The sequence below is a fragment of the Aeromicrobium sp. genome (assembly GCF_025965075.1).
In the GTDB taxonomy this organism is placed as follows: domain Bacteria; phylum Actinomycetota; class Actinomycetes; order Propionibacteriales; family Nocardioidaceae; genus Aeromicrobium.
Genome location: NZ_JAOPXQ010000239.1, coordinates 1 through 13,570 on the forward strand (window position 1 = coordinate 1; position 13,570 = coordinate 13,570).

The window sequence follows — 13,570 nt, forward strand, 5'->3', positions numbered from 1 at the left end:
GGCCCGGGCCGCCCGGGCGGCTTCGGCGGCAGCCAGGTGCCGGTCCATCTCGACGGCGATGAAGGTCTGCGGATCGATGATCATGACTCGATCGTGCGCGCATGAGGTAGGCCCCCACATCGGGCGAGATGCCTAGATGTGGGGGCCGGTTACCTCAGATCGGGGCTCACTTCAGCGTCTGCTTCCCGCCGTGCAGCACCGTGATGAGCTGGGCGACCCGGCTGTCGGTCTTGGCGTCGCGCGTGAACGAGGTGTGCATCATGACGGGGCGGAACTTCTGCCGCGTGATCGCCTTGGCGTAGGTGAACTCCTTGAGCCCGTCCGGCCCGTGGATGCGACCGAAGCCGGACTGGCCGACCCCGCCGAACGGCAGCGTCGGGACCCCGGCGAAGGCGATGACGGCGTTGACCGACGTCATGCCCGAGCGGATCTGCCGGGCGATCTCCATGCCCTGCTTCTTGGAGAACACCGCGCCGGCCAGGCCGTACGACGTCGCGTTGGTCAGCTCGACGGCCTCGGCCATGCTCTTGACCGGGTTGATCGCCAGGGTCGGCCCGAAGGTCTCCTCGGTGATCTCGGTCGAGTTCTCGGGGACGTGGGTCAGGATCGTCGGCTGGACGAACCGCTCGCCGACGGCGTCGGAGCCGCCGAGGGCCACGTTGGCGCCCTTGGCGATCGCGTCGTCGATGTGGCTCTGGATGATCTTGAGCTGCGACGGCATCGTGATCGGACCGATCTTGGCGCCCGCGTCGGCGCCCGCGCGCAGGCCCTTGGCCTGGTCGAGGATCTCGGTCATGAACGAGTCGAACACGCGCTCGTGGACGTAGACCCGCTCGGTGCCGATGCAGGTCTGGCCGGCGTTGGACATGCCGCCCCACAGGGCCGCCTCGGCGGCCTTGGTCAGGTCCGCGTCCTCGTCGACGATCAGGGAGTCCTTGCCGCCGGCCTCGATGATGACGGGGGTGAGGTTCTCGGCGCAGGCCGCCATGACCTTCTTGCCGGTCGGGCCCGAGCCCGTGAACGCGAGCTTGTCGACGTCCGCGGTGCACAGCGCGTTGCCGGTCGCGCCCAGACCCGTCACGACCTGCAGCACGGGGCGTCCGTGGACGACCTCGGTGAACGTGTCGGCGAGCCACTGGCCCACGCCCGGCGTGTACTCGCTGGGCTTGAAGACCACGGTGTTGCCGGCGGCGAGGGCGTACGCGATCGAGCCCACCGGCGTGAAGACGGGATAGTTCCACGGGCCGATGACGCCGACGACGCCGAGCGGGTTGTACTCGACCGAGGCGGCCTGGTTGGCCATCAGCAGGCCGGCCTTGACCTTGCGGGCGCCGAGGACCTTCTTGGCGTGCTTGGCGGCCCACGTGATGTGATCGATCGCGAGGACGATCTCGAGCTGCGCGTCACCGTGCGGCTTGCCGGTCTCGCGGTGGGAGATGTCGGCGAGCTGCGCGATCCGGCGCGTGATGACGCTGCGCCACGTCAGCAGGTACTCGGCCCGCTCGTCGAACGACAGGGCGCCCCACCAGCCGGCGGCCTCACGGGCACGGGCCACGGCAGCGTCCACGTCGGCCTTGCCCGCGATGGGGTAGGTGCCGACGAGGTCGCCGTTGGCCGGGTTGAGGGAGTCGAACGTCGACGCGGGCGCGCCTTTGGTCGTGGTCGGTTCGAGCGTTGCGGTCATGCAGTCTCCTTGATGAGGTCGGCGCACTTCTCGCCGATCATGATGGTGGGTGCGTTGGTGTTGCCGCGGGGCACGCGGGGCATGACGGAGGCGTCGGCGACCCGGAGGCCTTCCACGCCGTGGACCCGGAGCTCGGGATCGACGACGCTGCCCTCGATCGTGCCCATCGCGCAGGTCCCGACGGGGTGGTAGAGCGTCTGGCCGAGCTGGCCGATCGCCTCGATGATCTCGTCGTCCGTCGGATCGGACGACGCGGGGATCCACGGTGCATCGAGGAACTTCGTGATCGGGCCCTGCGACAGGATCTCGAACGCCCGGCGGAAGCCGCCGATCATGGCATCGAGGTCGGCCCGGTCGTCGAAGTAGCCAGGGTCGATCTCGGGATGCCACGTCGGGTCGGCCGACCGCAGCCGGACGTGACCCTTGCTCTGCACGTTGACCAGCGTCACGGCCGTCGTCTGAGCCCTTCGCACGGGCTCGTGCATCGCGTTGTCATGGAACCCGGTCGGCGCGACGTGCAGCTGGATGTCGGGCAGGGCGAGGTCGTCGCGCGAGGCGTAGAACGCACCCGTGTCGGCGACGTTCGAGCTCAGCGGGCCCTTCCCCGTGGCGCGCCAGCGCAGCAGGTTCCCCAGACCCAGCGCCTCGGCGAGGTCGGTGGTGTCCTTGGTGTAGCTCAGGATGCCCGACACGGGGTGGTCCTGGAGGTTCTGTCCCACACCGGAGGACTCGACCGCGACGTCGATGCCCATCTCGCGCAGGTGGGCACCCGGCCCGATGCCGGACAGCATCAGGAGCTGCGGACTGTTGATCGCCCCGCCGCTGAGGACGACCTCGGCGTTCGCCCGGGCCACCAGGTCCTCGCCGTGCCGGGAGTACGCGACGCCCGACGCCCGGTTGCCCTCGAGCACGATCCGGGTCACGAACGCCTCCGTGCGGACCGTCAGGTTGGGCCGACCTTCGGCGGGGCGGATGTACGCGTCCGCGACCGACCATCGCCGGCCCTTCTTGGTCGTGAGCTGGTAGGTGCCGACGCCGTCCTGCCCGGCTCCGTTGAAGTCGTCGGTGTGCTTGAGGCCCGACGCGACGGCGGACTCCTGGAATGCCCGGGTGAGCTCGTGCACGTAGGTCGGGTCCTCGACGTGCAGGGGCCCGTCGGTGCCGTGGAACGGGTCACCGAGGCGGGTGTTGCCCTCGGCCTTCTTGAAGTACGGCAGCACGTCGTCGTAGCCCCAGCCGGTCGCGCCGTAGGCGTCGCGCCACTCGTCGTAGTCCGCGTGGTTGCCGCGGATGTAGATCATGGCGTTCATCGACGAGCAGCCGCCGAGGGCCTTCATCCGGGGCCAGTACGCCCGCCGGCCGGCGAGGTGCTTCTGCGGCGTCGTCTCGTAGTTCCAGTCCCACTTGGTCTTGAACAGCGTCGAGAAGCCCAGCGGCACGTGGATCATCTCGTCGTCGTCGGCCGGACCGGCCTCGAGCAGCAGCACGCTGACATCGGGGTCCTCGGACAACCGGGTGGCGACCACACCCCCGGCGCTTCCGGATCCGATCACGATGTAGTCGAAGGTCTCGTCCGACATGGTTCCCTCTCGACGGCGGTGACGTGGGCCACAAACCTACTCTGGGTATGTCGATGACACAACCAGTGTCACGGTTTCAGCGTGGCCGCCACGTCAATCGGGATCCGCGCCTCGAGATTGCGGCGCGCGGTCCGGTCGACGGGCACCTCGAGGACGCGGATGCCGGCGACCTGCTCGTCGAGCGCCGCAGCGAGGTCCGCCGCGGGCACCAGCCGGTGCGGGACCCGGTAGCCGGCACACAGGGCGCCGATGTCCGCGCCGGTCGGGGTCGCGTAGACCCGCTCGAACGTCGCGGCGTACTCCGGCGCCCCCTGCTCCAGGGTCGAGAAGATGCTGCCGCCGTCGTCCGAGGCCACGACGATCGTCAGGTCGGGCCGGGGCTCCCCCGGCCCGATCAGCAGCCCGTTGCTCCCGTGCAGGAACGTCAGGTCGCCGACGTACGCGATCGCCCGGCCGCCCGGCCGGGCGAGGGCCGCGCCGATCGCGCTGGACAGCACGCCGTCGATGCCGGCGAGGCCGCGGTTGGCGATGATGAGCCGCTTCTCGCCCACGGGATAGGGGCGGGCGACCAGGTCGAGGTCCCGGACCGGGCTCGACGAGCCGACGAACAGCAGACCCCCCGGAGGGACTGCGGCGTTGACCGCCCGCGCGACCTCGTAGGGCGTGCCGGGGGTCAGGGCGTCGATCGCCGCGGTGGCGAGGGCATCGGCGGCCTGCCACTCCTGCAGCCACGCCGGGTCGTCGGCGCCCTCGGTCGACACCGCCTCGGCGAACGCGACGTTGTCACCGGCCGGGACCGGGAACGTCTCCTGCGTCCCGACATGCACGACCGGGATGTCGGTGCGGGACAGCAGCTGGGCGACCGGGCGGGTCAGGGTCGCGTGGCCGAGGCTGACGACCCGCTCGATCCGGCCGGCGAGGGGGGCGTGCCGGAGCAGCTGGCGGTATGCCACGAGGGCCTCACCGTTGCGCGAGCCGGAGCTCGGCTCCGCCAGGAGCGGCCAGCGCGCGTCACGGGCCAGGATCCGCGCCGGCTGGCGGGCGTCGTCACCGGCGACCACGACGGTGCGGGGGCCGAGGTCGAGGACGACGGGCTCCGGGTCGCGCTGGATCCTGCTGACCGCGAACGCCGGGTGCAGGTCCCACTCGACCGGCTCGATCAGCGGCTCGTCGAGCTCGAGGTTGAGGTGGGCCGGGCCGCCGGAGAGCTGCTTGACCCGCTCGATGAACGGGACTCCCGGGAAGATCTCCCGCTGGTCGGTCGTCTGGTTGGCGCCGGTGTGGCGCAGCCGGCCGGGCCGGTCGGCGGTGATCGCCAGCACCGGCACGTCCGCGTGCAGCGCCTCGAGCATCGCGGGGTGCAGGTTGGCGACCGCGGTGCCCGACGTCGTCACGACCGGCACGAGCCGGCGCGAGGCCTTGGCCAGGCCGAGGGCCAGGAACCCGGCCTCCCGCTCGTCGACGCGGACGTGCAGCCGGATCAGTCCCTGCTCGTCGGCCGCCGCGAGGGCGAGCGCCAGCGGCCCCGACCGGGACCCGGGCGCCAGCACCGCATCGGTGACCTTGAAGCCCAGGAGCGCGTTGACGAGCCGCCGGGCGACGCCGACGGCGCGCTGGTCGCTCACGCCAGCACCGCCCGGACGGCCGACAGCCGAGCCTGCCACCGGGCGTCGGTCTCGCCGTCGGCGGCGACCCGCTCGTACGCCACCGGGTCGAGCGACTGGCGGCCGACCGGGAGGAACCCGTCGACCGGGACGAGCGGGTGGGCGACGACGTCACCGTCCAGCAGGGACGTCGTGCCGAGCCCGCAGGCGTACGGCAGCTCGGGCAGTGCCGCTGCGAGGGCCAGGCCCGCGGCCAGGCCGATCGAGGTGTCGACCGCGCTGGAGACCACGACCGGCAGGCCGATCTGCTCCGCGATGCGCAGGCACGCGTGGACCCCGCCGAGCGGGGCGACCTTGAGCACCGCGATGTCGGCGGCCTCGAGCTCGACGACACGGAAGGGATCCGCGGCCCGGCGGATCGACTCGTCCGCCGCGATCGGCACGCCGACCCGGCGGCGCACCGCCGCGAGCTCCTCGACCGAGGCGCAGGGCTGCTCGACGTACTCCAGCCCGTGCGCGGCGATGGTGAGCGCGGCGATCGCGCTGACGGCGTGGTCGACATCCCAGCCGCCGTTGGCGTCGACGCGCACCCGGCCGTGCGGGCCGATCGCGTCGCGGACGGCCTCGACGCGGGCGATGTCGTCGGCGATCGCCTGGCCCTTCTCGGCGACCTTGACCTTGGCGGTGCTGCAGCCGCTGCGGCGGACGATCGCGGCGGCCTGCTCGGGGCCGACCGCGGGGACGGTGCAGTTGACCGGGACGCGGTCGCGCAGCGGGGCCGGCCACTCCCGGTCGGCGGACTCGATCGCGGCGGCCAACCAGGGCGCGCTCTCGCGGGCGTCGTAGTCCAGGAACGGGCTGAACTCGGCCCAGCCGGCGGCCCCCTCGAAGACCATCCCCTCGCGCCGGGTGATGCCGCGGAATCGGGTCGTCATCGGGATCGAGAAGGTACGAGGCTGCACCTATGGCAACCTACCGCGCGGCGCGTACGTTTGAGTCATGACTCGAATTGCGATCGTCGGAGGCCATGGCAAGGTCGCCCGCCTCCTCACCCCCTTGCTCGTCGACGCCGGGCACCTGCCGGTGTCCCTCGTCCGCAACCCCGATCACGCCGCCGAGCTCGAGGGGCTCGGCGCCGAGGTCGTGCTGCTCGACATCGAGGCGTCCGACGAGGATGCATTCGCCGCGGCGTTCAGCGGCGCCGACGCCGTCGTGTTCGCAGCCGGTGGCGGCGCGGACGGCAACATCGAGCGCAAGAAGACCGTCGACCTCGGCGGCTCGGTCAAGTCGATCGCCGGGGCGGACAAGGCCGGCGTGCGCCGGTTCGTCCAGATCTCGGCGATCGGTGTCGACGAGCCGGTGCCCGAGGACTCGTCCGAGGTCTGGGTCGCATACGTCGAGGCGAAGCGGGACGCCGACAAGGCCCTGCGGGACAGCGACCTGGACTGGACGATCATCCGTCCGGGCCTGCTGACCGACGCCCCCGGCACCGGCAAGATCTCGCTGGCCGAGAAGCTCGATCGCGGCGAGATCCCCCGCGCCGACGTCGCCGCCCTGATCGCGGCGGTGCTCGACGAGCCCGCCACGATCGGACGCCAGTGGGAGGCCGTCGGCGGGACGACCCCGATCGCCGAGGCGATCTCGGTCGCCGTGAGCTGACCCCTCCCGCCGCCGATGCGGGTGGACGCTAGCGCACCGCCTCCCGGAGGGCCTGGCGGTCGATCTTGCCGCCGGGCAGCAGCGGCAGGGTGTCGAGCAGGACGACCTCGCGCGGCGCCCAGGTCCGGGGCAGCCCGGTCTCCTCCACCGCGTCCCTGAGCTCGTCGAGGCGCAGCCCGTCGAGGCACACCGCGTCGGCGGGGACGACGTACGCCACGACCCGCGACCCCCACTCCGGGTCGTCGACGCCCAGCGCGACCGCGTCGCCCACGGCCTCGAGCCCCCGCAGCGCGCGGGTGACCGCCGGCAGGGCGATGTTGACACCGCCGCTGATCACGACGTCGTCGGACCGGCCCGTGACCGACAGCCGGCCGTCCGGCCCGATCCCGCCGAGGTCCGCCGTCGCGAACCAGCCGTTCCGCAGCACCCGGGCCGTCGCCACCGGATCGGCGTAGCCGTCGAACAGCACCGGCCCGGCGATCAGCACCTGCCCGGCGTCGTCGACGCGCAGACGTACGCCGTCGAGCGGGATCCCGTCGTAGACGCAGCCGCCACTGGTCTCGCTCATCCCGTACGTTCGCACGACCCGCACGCCCTCGAGGGCGGCGAGCAGGGCCGGCGGGACGGCGGCGCCGCCGACCAGCAGCGCGTCCAGGCCGGCGAGCACCCCCACCGAGCCGGACTCGACCAGGCGGTGCACCTGGGTCGGGACCAGCGAGGCGTACCGGCGCTCCCCCGGGATCGCGGCCACGGCGGCGCCCAGCGACGGGTGCTCGGCGGCGAAGACGGGCTCCAGCCCGGCCAGCGCCGAGCGCACCAGGACCTGCAGGCCGCCGACCGCCGTGACGGGCATCGACAGCAGCCAACCACCCGGGCCGCCCAGCCGGTCGAGGCTGGCCCGCGCCGAGGCCGTCATCGCGGCGTGCGACAGGATCACGTCCTTGGGCTCACCGGTGCTGCCGGACGTACGCACGACGATCGGGTCGCCACCGTCGCGGACCCACGCCGCGACGAGCTCCCACACCTCCCGGGGCTCACCCGCGACCGGGCGCAGGCCCGCGGTCACGTGGGCTCCCCGGGCTCGGCCGGGAGGTCGAGGTGCCGCTTGAGGTAGGTCCACGGGAACCACATCGAGCCGATCCGCTCCCAGCCCTTGGACTCCAGGTCCCGGGCCTTGCGGCTGCCGACCACGGCCCGGCGGTGCTCCCATTGCGCGGAGGACTTCTCGACGTCGTGGAACAGCGGGCCGAAGCCGACCGAGTGCCAGCCGTGCCGCCCCCAGGCGTTGAGCTGGTCCATCTCGTTGAACGCCGTGAGGCCCACGAGCTGGCGGTGCTCCGCGGTGCCCGGGATCGGCGTCGGACGGTGGCCGAAGCGCTGCTGGGCCGCCTGCCGCGACATCCCGAGGGCCGAGCCGATCGCCTCCCAGCTCCACTCGGCCGCCCGCGCCGAGGAGACCGCGGCGTTGAGCAGCTTGCCGACCTCGTCGTCGGCGCGCTTGGTCAGCACCACGAGGTCGAGGTGCGCCTGCGCCTCGGTCTCGAGCCGCCGCTCGATCGTGGGGTCCAGACGCGCGACGGCTCGAGCGATGAGGTCCGCGAACTCTGCGTCGTCGATCGTCATGCTGTCAACGCTAGCTTGACACCCAACGCGCGTCAATCTCCGATTGACACGCATCCGGGTGGCAGACTGCGGGTCATGACGACCTCGCTGTCCCCTGTCCAGATCTGGATCGCCGGAGCGAGGCCCCGCACGCTCCCCGCCGCCGTCGCGCCGGTCGTGGCGGGCACCGGCGCCGCTGCGTTCGCCGACTCCGTGGTGTGGTGGAAGGCGCTGTTGGCGCTCGGCGTCTCGGTCGCGCTGCAGATCGGCGTCAACTACGCCAACGACTACTCCGACGGCATCAAGGGCACCGACGACGACCGGGTCGGCCCGCTGCGCCTCGTCGGCTCGGGCCTCGTGCCGGCGCAGCGGGTCAAGGCCGCGGCGCTGCTGTTCCTGGGCATGGGCGCGGCGCTGGGATTCGTCCTCGCCGCGACCACGACCTGGTGGCTCCTGCTGGTGGGGGTCGTCGCCCTGGGCGCGGCGTGGACCTACACCGGCGGCCCGTCACCGTACGGCTATCGGGCCCTCGGCGAGGTCAGCGTCTTCCTGTTCTTCGGCCTCGTCGCGGTGCTCGGCACGGCGTACGTCCAGGTCGAGGAGATCACGGTCCCGGCCGTCGCCGCGTCGATCGGCATCGGCGCCCTGGCCTGCGCGATCCTGGTCGCCAACAACCTGCGCGACATCCCGACCGACTCGGTGACCGGCAAGAAGACGCTCGCCGTGGTGTTGGGCGAGGCCGGGACCCGCCGCTTCTTCGGCCTCCTGATGGTCCTCGCGATCGCGATGCTGGTGTGGGCGGCGTTCTCGACGCCGTGGGCGCTGCTGGGCCTGGTCGCGCTGCCGCTGATCGGCCGCGCCGCCAACACCGTGGCCTCCGGCGCGAAGGGGCTCGGGCTGATCCCGGTCCTGAAGGACGCCGGCCTGGCCGAGCTCGCGTACGCCGTGGGGCTTGCGGTCGGCCTCGCGATCGGCGGCTGAGCATGCTGCGGGTCGCGGTCGTCTCCGACACGCATGCGCCCCGGTTCTGGAAGGCCGTGCCGCCGGCCGTCGCCGAGCAGCTCGCGGGCGTCGACGTCATCCTGCACGCGGGTGACGTGTGCACGCCGTCGGTCCTCGACGAGCTCGCGGCGTTCGCGCCGGTGCACGTCGTCGCGGGCAACAACGACGGCCCCGACGTCGCGGCGTGGGGCGCCCCCGAGACGCTCGAGATCGAGCTCGACGGCGTACGGGTCGCGATGATCCACGACTCCGGCTCCAAGCAGGGCCGGGCGGTGCGGATGCGGCGGATGTTCCCCGACGCGGACCTGGTCGTGTTCGGCCACTCGCACATCCCGTGGGACACCGAGCAGGACGGTCAGCGGCTGTTCAACCCCGGCTCGCCGACCGACAAGCGTCGCCAGCCCCGCGGGACGATGGGCCGGCTCGTCCTCGACGCCGGTCGCATCGTGTCAGCAGAGATCGTCCCCGTCACCTGACCGCTCGCTGGCGGTGACGTTTGGGCCCTCAAACCACCGTTTCGGGGGCCCAAACGTCACTGTCAGCGGTTCCCGAGGGGGGCGGGGGGTAGGACACCCGTCGCGCTGAACTGGTCGAGCGCCGCGGCGTACGGGGCGATGTCGATCCCCTTGGCGGCGAGCCAGGCGTCGTCGTAGTAGGTCCCTCGGTAGCGCTCCCCGCCGTCGCACAGCAGCGTCACGACGCTGCCCTGCTCGCCGTCTTCGCGCATCTGCCCGATGAGCTGCAGCGACGCCCACACGTTGGTGCCGGTCGACCCGCCGACCGGCCGGCCGAGGATGTCCGAGACCCAGCGCATCGTGGCGATCGAGGCGGCGTCCGGCACGTGCACCATGTCGTCGATGACCCCGCCGACGAACGACGGCTCGACCCGCATCCGGCCGATCCCCTCGATCCGGGACGGCCGGTCGGTCGTGACGTCGGAGCGGTCGGCCTCCCAGCCGCCGTAGAACGCCGAGTTCTCCGGGTCGGCCACCGCGATGCGGGTCGCGAACCGGCGATAGCGGACGAACCGACCGATCGTCGCCGACGTCCCGCCGGTGCCCGCACTCACCACGATCCACGTCGGGCAGGGGTGCGGCTCGGCCGCGAGCTGCTCGAAGATCGACTCGGCGATGTTGTTGTTGCCGCGCCAGTCGGTGGCCCGCTCGGCGTACGTGAACTGGTCCATGTAGTGCCCGCCGCACCCGGCCGCCAGGTCGCGGGCGACGTCGTAGACCGTGCCCGGATCGTCCACCAGGTGGCAGCGGCCGCCGTAGAACTCGATCAGGGCGATCTTCTCGGCACTCGTCGAGGCCGGCATGACCGCGACGAACGGCAGCCCGATCAGGCGGGCGAAGTACGCCTCGCTGACCGCGGTGGACCCGCTGGACGCCTCGATGACGGTCGACTCCGGGCCGATCCAGCCGTTGCACAGGGCGTAGAGGAACAGCGAGCGCGCGAGCCGGTGCTTGAGGCTGCCGGTCGGGTGGACCGACTCGTCCTTGAGGTAGAGGTCGATGCCCGACACCGGGATCGGCAGCACGTGCAGGTGGGTGTCGGCGCTGCGGTTGGCGTCGGCGTCGACCCGGCGGATCGCCTCCGCGATCCAGGCGCGACTCTCAGTCGATGTCTTCGGCACGGCGAGACTCCTCGATCCGCGCCGTCATCCGCGCGGCCCGCTCCTGGACGCTCTGCGCCAGCCGGTCGCGCAGGCCGCCGAGGACGAAGATCGAGACCACCGAGGACACCACGAGCGAGATCAGCAGGACCCAGATCATCGTGACGTTGGTCGGCTCGAGCCAGATCGACGAGATCGCCCACACCAGGCCGAACGACACGGCGAACACCGCGAAGCGGGCGAGCGTGTAGGTCCAGAATGCCTTCATGCCTCTAGCCTAATCGGTGGTGCGAGCCGTTACGTCGCGCCCAGTACGGTGGAGCGCATGGGCAAGGCAGTGGTGGTCGTACTCGGGATCGTGTTGTTCGTCTACGCGCTGTACGACCTGATCGCCACGCCCGCCGCCCAGGCCAAGGTGCTGCCCAAGGTCGTGTGGCTGCTGGTGATCCTCGTGCCGGTCGGCGGTCCCCTGCTCTGGATCTACTGGGGCCACGCCAAGGACGCCCCGCCGAAGCCCCGCGACCCCGGCGGACGGCCTCGGCCGCCCGGTCCCCGCGGCCCCGACGACGACCCCGACTACCTGCGCGGTCTCTGACCGACGGGCTCAGTCGTCCCAGCGGAAGACCCGGCTCGCAATCGCGCTGACGACGACCGCGAAGACCAGCAGGAAGGCCATCGGGAGCAGCGCCGCCGCGGGACCCTCGCCGCGCACCATGGTGTCGAGCATGCCGTCGTTGAGGTGCTTGAGGGGCAGGACCGTGCCGACGGCCGAGATCCACCCCGGCGCCCCGTCGAGCGGGAAGAACGAGCCGGACAGGAACGCCATCGGCAGGACCACGAAGTTGGCCATGCCGATCGCGGCCTCCTCGGTCTTCGCGATGGATCCGGCGAGCAGACCGATCGACATGAACGCGAGCGTGCCGGCCACCAGCAGCGGGATGATCATGGGCCAGGAGCCGGTCAGCTCGAGCCCGAACAGCACGATCCCGACGGCCAGGAAGATCACCGCCTGCACCAGCGCGATCGCGATGCTCACCGCCACCCGGGCGAGCACGACCGCCGACGTCGGGATGGGGGCCAGCCGCAGCCGCCGCAGCAGCCCGTTGCGGCGCCACACGACGAGGTTGGCGGCTGCCCCGAAGGTCGCGCCGGACGCGATCGCCCAGCCCAGCAGGCCGGGCGTGAAGAACTGGATCGTCGACAGCGACATGTCCTCGACCCGCGACGTCGTGAGCGAGAACCTCGGCTTCTCACCAGTGACCGCGAGGTTGGCGGACTGCACGATCGCGGCGAACATCCCCTGGACCTGCCCGGCCTTGACCTGATCGGCCTGCGAGAACCGCACCGACACCGTGTCGCCGCGCTGGCTGATGACGGCGTCGGCATCGCCCCTGCGGACCTTCGCGACCGCTCCGGCCAGGTCCGACGACCGGGTGATGTCGAGGCTCTCGTCGACGTACGGCCGGGAGCCCTTCGGGGCGTCGTCGAGGACCGCGACCGGCCCGACCTGGATGACCTCGGCCTTCGACGCGCCCTGGTCGGTGAAGATCCCGCCGAACAGGACCAGGAACATCAACGGGAACAGGATCGAGAAGAACAACGCCATCCGGTCCCGGAAGAAGCCCTTGAGCATCGCCCGGGCCAGGCTGCCGAACGGCGTCGTGGCTCGTTTCGCTCGCTCGCGCTCGCTCATGCCCGGTACTCGCGGCCGGTGAGCTCGAGGAAGACGTCCTCCAGCGACGCGCCCTTGACGCTGAGGCCGTCGAGCGCGTCGCGCGCCGCGAGCTCGGTCAGCACCCGGGAGGCGTCACGGGTCGTGATGGTCAGCGCCGACTCCTCGGCCACCACCTCGTCGTCGCCGGCCACGGCCCGCGCGTGCTCGATCGACAGCGTCCCCGGCGCGAGACTGATCCGCACCGGCGCGTCCAGGCCCCGCACCAGGGCCGCGGGGGTGTCGAGCTCGAGGATCCGCCCGGCGTCCATGATCGCGACGCGATCGCACAAGGCCTCGGCCTCGTCCATGTAGTGCGTCGTGAGCACGACCGTCCGGCCCGACTCGTTGATGGTGCGCAGGACGTCCCACAGGTTGCGGCGGGCCTGCGGATCGAGGGCCGCCGTGGGCTCGTCGAGGAACACGACCTCGGGATCGTGGATCAGGGCGCAGGCGATCGACAACCGCTGCTTCTGCCCGCCCGACAGGTCCTCCGTGCGGGTGCCGGCCTTGTCGACGAGCCCGACCTGCTCGAGCATCTGGTCGGTACGCCCGGCGGCGACGCCGTACAGCGCGCCGAACGTGTCGAGCTGCTCACGGGCCGTGAGCCGTTCGAAGAACGAGGAGGACTGCAGCTGCACGCCCATCCGGCGCTGCAGGCCCGGCTCGCGCCGCCACGGCTCGTGCCCGTCGATGCGCACGGTCCCGGCCTGCGGCCTGCGCAGGCCCTCGACCATCTCGAGCGTCGTGGTCTTGCCCGCCCCGTTGGGTCCGAGCAGCCCGAAGAACTCCCCCGGAGCGACGCTGAAGCTGACCCCGTCCACCGCTCGCAGGTCCCCGTACGCCATGACGAGCCCCTCGGCACGGATGTCCACCCCCATGCGGAAGACCCTACTGAACCGTGGGCCGAACGAGCGCAGCAAGCGAAAGCAGGCGCCCGGGCGAAGCCCCGCCGCCACGAGGAAACCCATCGGCCGAACGAGCGCAGCGAGCGAAGGCAGGCCCCCGGGCGAAACCCCCGCCGCTGCGAGGAAAACCATCGACCGAGCGAGCGCAGCGAGCGAAGGCAGGCGCCCGGGCGAAGCCCCGCCGCTGCGAGGAGAACCATGGGCC

At 71.9% G+C, this 13,570-nt stretch carries 14 protein-coding genes; 4 read left to right on the plus strand and 10 right to left on the minus strand.

Translation table 11 applies throughout. The features are described 5' to 3' along the window. Positions 1-166 precede the first annotated feature (166 nt). From JWQ91_RS14230 to JWQ91_RS14245, 4 genes are all read right to left on the minus strand, one after another. Positions 167-1,684, minus strand: coding sequence for an aldehyde dehydrogenase family protein (locus JWQ91_RS14230; RefSeq protein ID WP_297785460.1), 1,518 nt, complete (start codon positions 1,682-1,684; stop codon positions 167-169). Next, the gene (locus JWQ91_RS14235; RefSeq protein WP_297785463.1) at positions 1,681-3,264 is read right to left on the minus strand and encodes a GMC family oxidoreductase N-terminal domain-containing protein; all 1,584 of its coding nucleotides are present in this window, start codon (positions 3,262-3,264) and stop codon (positions 1,681-1,683) included. The genes JWQ91_RS14230 and JWQ91_RS14235 overlap by 4 nt, the downstream gene beginning before the upstream one ends. 68 nt (positions 3,265-3,332) lie before the next feature. Next, positions 3,333-4,889, minus strand: coding sequence for a thiamine pyrophosphate-binding protein (locus tag JWQ91_RS14240; protein WP_297785465.1), 1,557 nt, complete (start codon positions 4,887-4,889; stop codon positions 3,333-3,335). Next, on the minus strand, positions 4,886-5,803 hold the full coding sequence (locus JWQ91_RS14245; protein WP_297785467.1) for an o-succinylbenzoate synthase: 918 nt from the start codon (positions 5,801-5,803) through the stop codon (positions 4,886-4,888). The genes JWQ91_RS14240 and JWQ91_RS14245 overlap by 4 nt, the downstream gene beginning before the upstream one ends. A 64-nt stretch (positions 5,804-5,867) precedes the next feature. Here JWQ91_RS14245 and JWQ91_RS14250 point away from each other — a divergent pair, with 64 nt between their 5' ends. Then, on the plus strand, positions 5,868-6,527 hold the full coding sequence (locus JWQ91_RS14250) for an SDR family oxidoreductase (protein ID WP_297785469.1): 660 nt from the start codon (positions 5,868-5,870) through the stop codon (positions 6,525-6,527). A gap of 28 nt (positions 6,528-6,555) precedes the next feature. Here the strand turns inward: JWQ91_RS14250 and JWQ91_RS14255 are convergent, their stop codons facing one another. Both JWQ91_RS14255 and JWQ91_RS14260 read right to left on the minus strand, forming a co-directional pair. Then, positions 6,556-7,593 carry an AMP-binding protein gene (locus JWQ91_RS14255; protein WP_297785471.1) on the minus strand — a complete coding sequence of 346 codons (1,038 nt, stop codon included), beginning with the start codon at positions 7,591-7,593 and terminating at the stop codon, positions 6,556-6,558. Then, positions 7,590-8,150 (minus strand): hypothetical protein, encoded by a 561-nt coding sequence (locus JWQ91_RS14260; protein WP_297785473.1) that lies wholly within the window; start codon positions 8,148-8,150, stop codon positions 7,590-7,592. Before JWQ91_RS14260 ends, JWQ91_RS14255 begins: the two co-directional genes overlap by 4 nt. Positions 8,151-8,225: 75 nt before the next feature. Between JWQ91_RS14260 and JWQ91_RS14265 the strand changes: the two genes are divergently transcribed. Together JWQ91_RS14265 and JWQ91_RS14270 are read left to right on the plus strand one after the other, a co-directional pair. Next, on the plus strand, positions 8,226-9,110 hold the full coding sequence (locus tag JWQ91_RS14265) for a 1,4-dihydroxy-2-naphthoate polyprenyltransferase (protein ID WP_297785475.1): 885 nt from the start codon (positions 8,226-8,228) through the stop codon (positions 9,108-9,110). Positions 9,111-9,112: 2 nt separating this feature from the next. Next, positions 9,113-9,607, plus strand: a complete 495-nt coding sequence (locus tag JWQ91_RS14270; RefSeq protein ID WP_297785477.1) for a metallophosphoesterase family protein — start codon at positions 9,113-9,115, stop codon at positions 9,605-9,607. A gap of 62 nt (positions 9,608-9,669) precedes the next feature. On the opposite strand, the gene JWQ91_RS14275 is transcribed toward JWQ91_RS14270, so the two are convergent. After that, positions 9,670-10,767, minus strand: a complete 1,098-nt coding sequence (locus tag JWQ91_RS14275) for a PLP-dependent cysteine synthase family protein (RefSeq protein ID WP_297785479.1) — start codon at positions 10,765-10,767, stop codon at positions 9,670-9,672. Further along, the gene (locus JWQ91_RS14280) at positions 10,748-11,014 is read right to left on the minus strand and encodes a DUF4229 domain-containing protein (protein WP_297785481.1); all 267 of its coding nucleotides are present in this window, start codon (positions 11,012-11,014) and stop codon (positions 10,748-10,750) included. The genes JWQ91_RS14275 and JWQ91_RS14280 overlap by 20 nt, the downstream gene beginning before the upstream one ends. 57 nt (positions 11,015-11,071) lie before the next feature. Between JWQ91_RS14280 and JWQ91_RS14285 the strand changes: the two genes are divergently transcribed. Beyond that, a complete protein-coding gene (locus tag JWQ91_RS14285) occupies positions 11,072-11,341 on the plus strand; it encodes a PLDc N-terminal domain-containing protein (protein WP_297785483.1) in 270 nt (89 codons plus the stop codon). A gap of 9 nt (positions 11,342-11,350) precedes the next feature. Here JWQ91_RS14285 and JWQ91_RS14290 read toward each other — a convergent pair whose 3' ends face one another. Both JWQ91_RS14290 and JWQ91_RS14295 read right to left on the minus strand, forming a co-directional pair. Continuing rightward, positions 11,351-12,439 carry an ABC transporter permease gene (locus tag JWQ91_RS14290; RefSeq protein WP_297785485.1) on the minus strand — a complete coding sequence of 363 codons (1,089 nt, stop codon included), beginning with the start codon at positions 12,437-12,439 and terminating at the stop codon, positions 11,351-11,353. Further along, on the minus strand, positions 12,436-13,338 hold the full coding sequence (locus JWQ91_RS14295; RefSeq protein ID WP_297785487.1) for an ABC transporter ATP-binding protein: 903 nt from the start codon (positions 13,336-13,338) through the stop codon (positions 12,436-12,438). Before JWQ91_RS14295 ends, JWQ91_RS14290 begins: the two co-directional genes overlap by 4 nt. Positions 13,339-13,570: the final 232 nt, after the last annotated feature.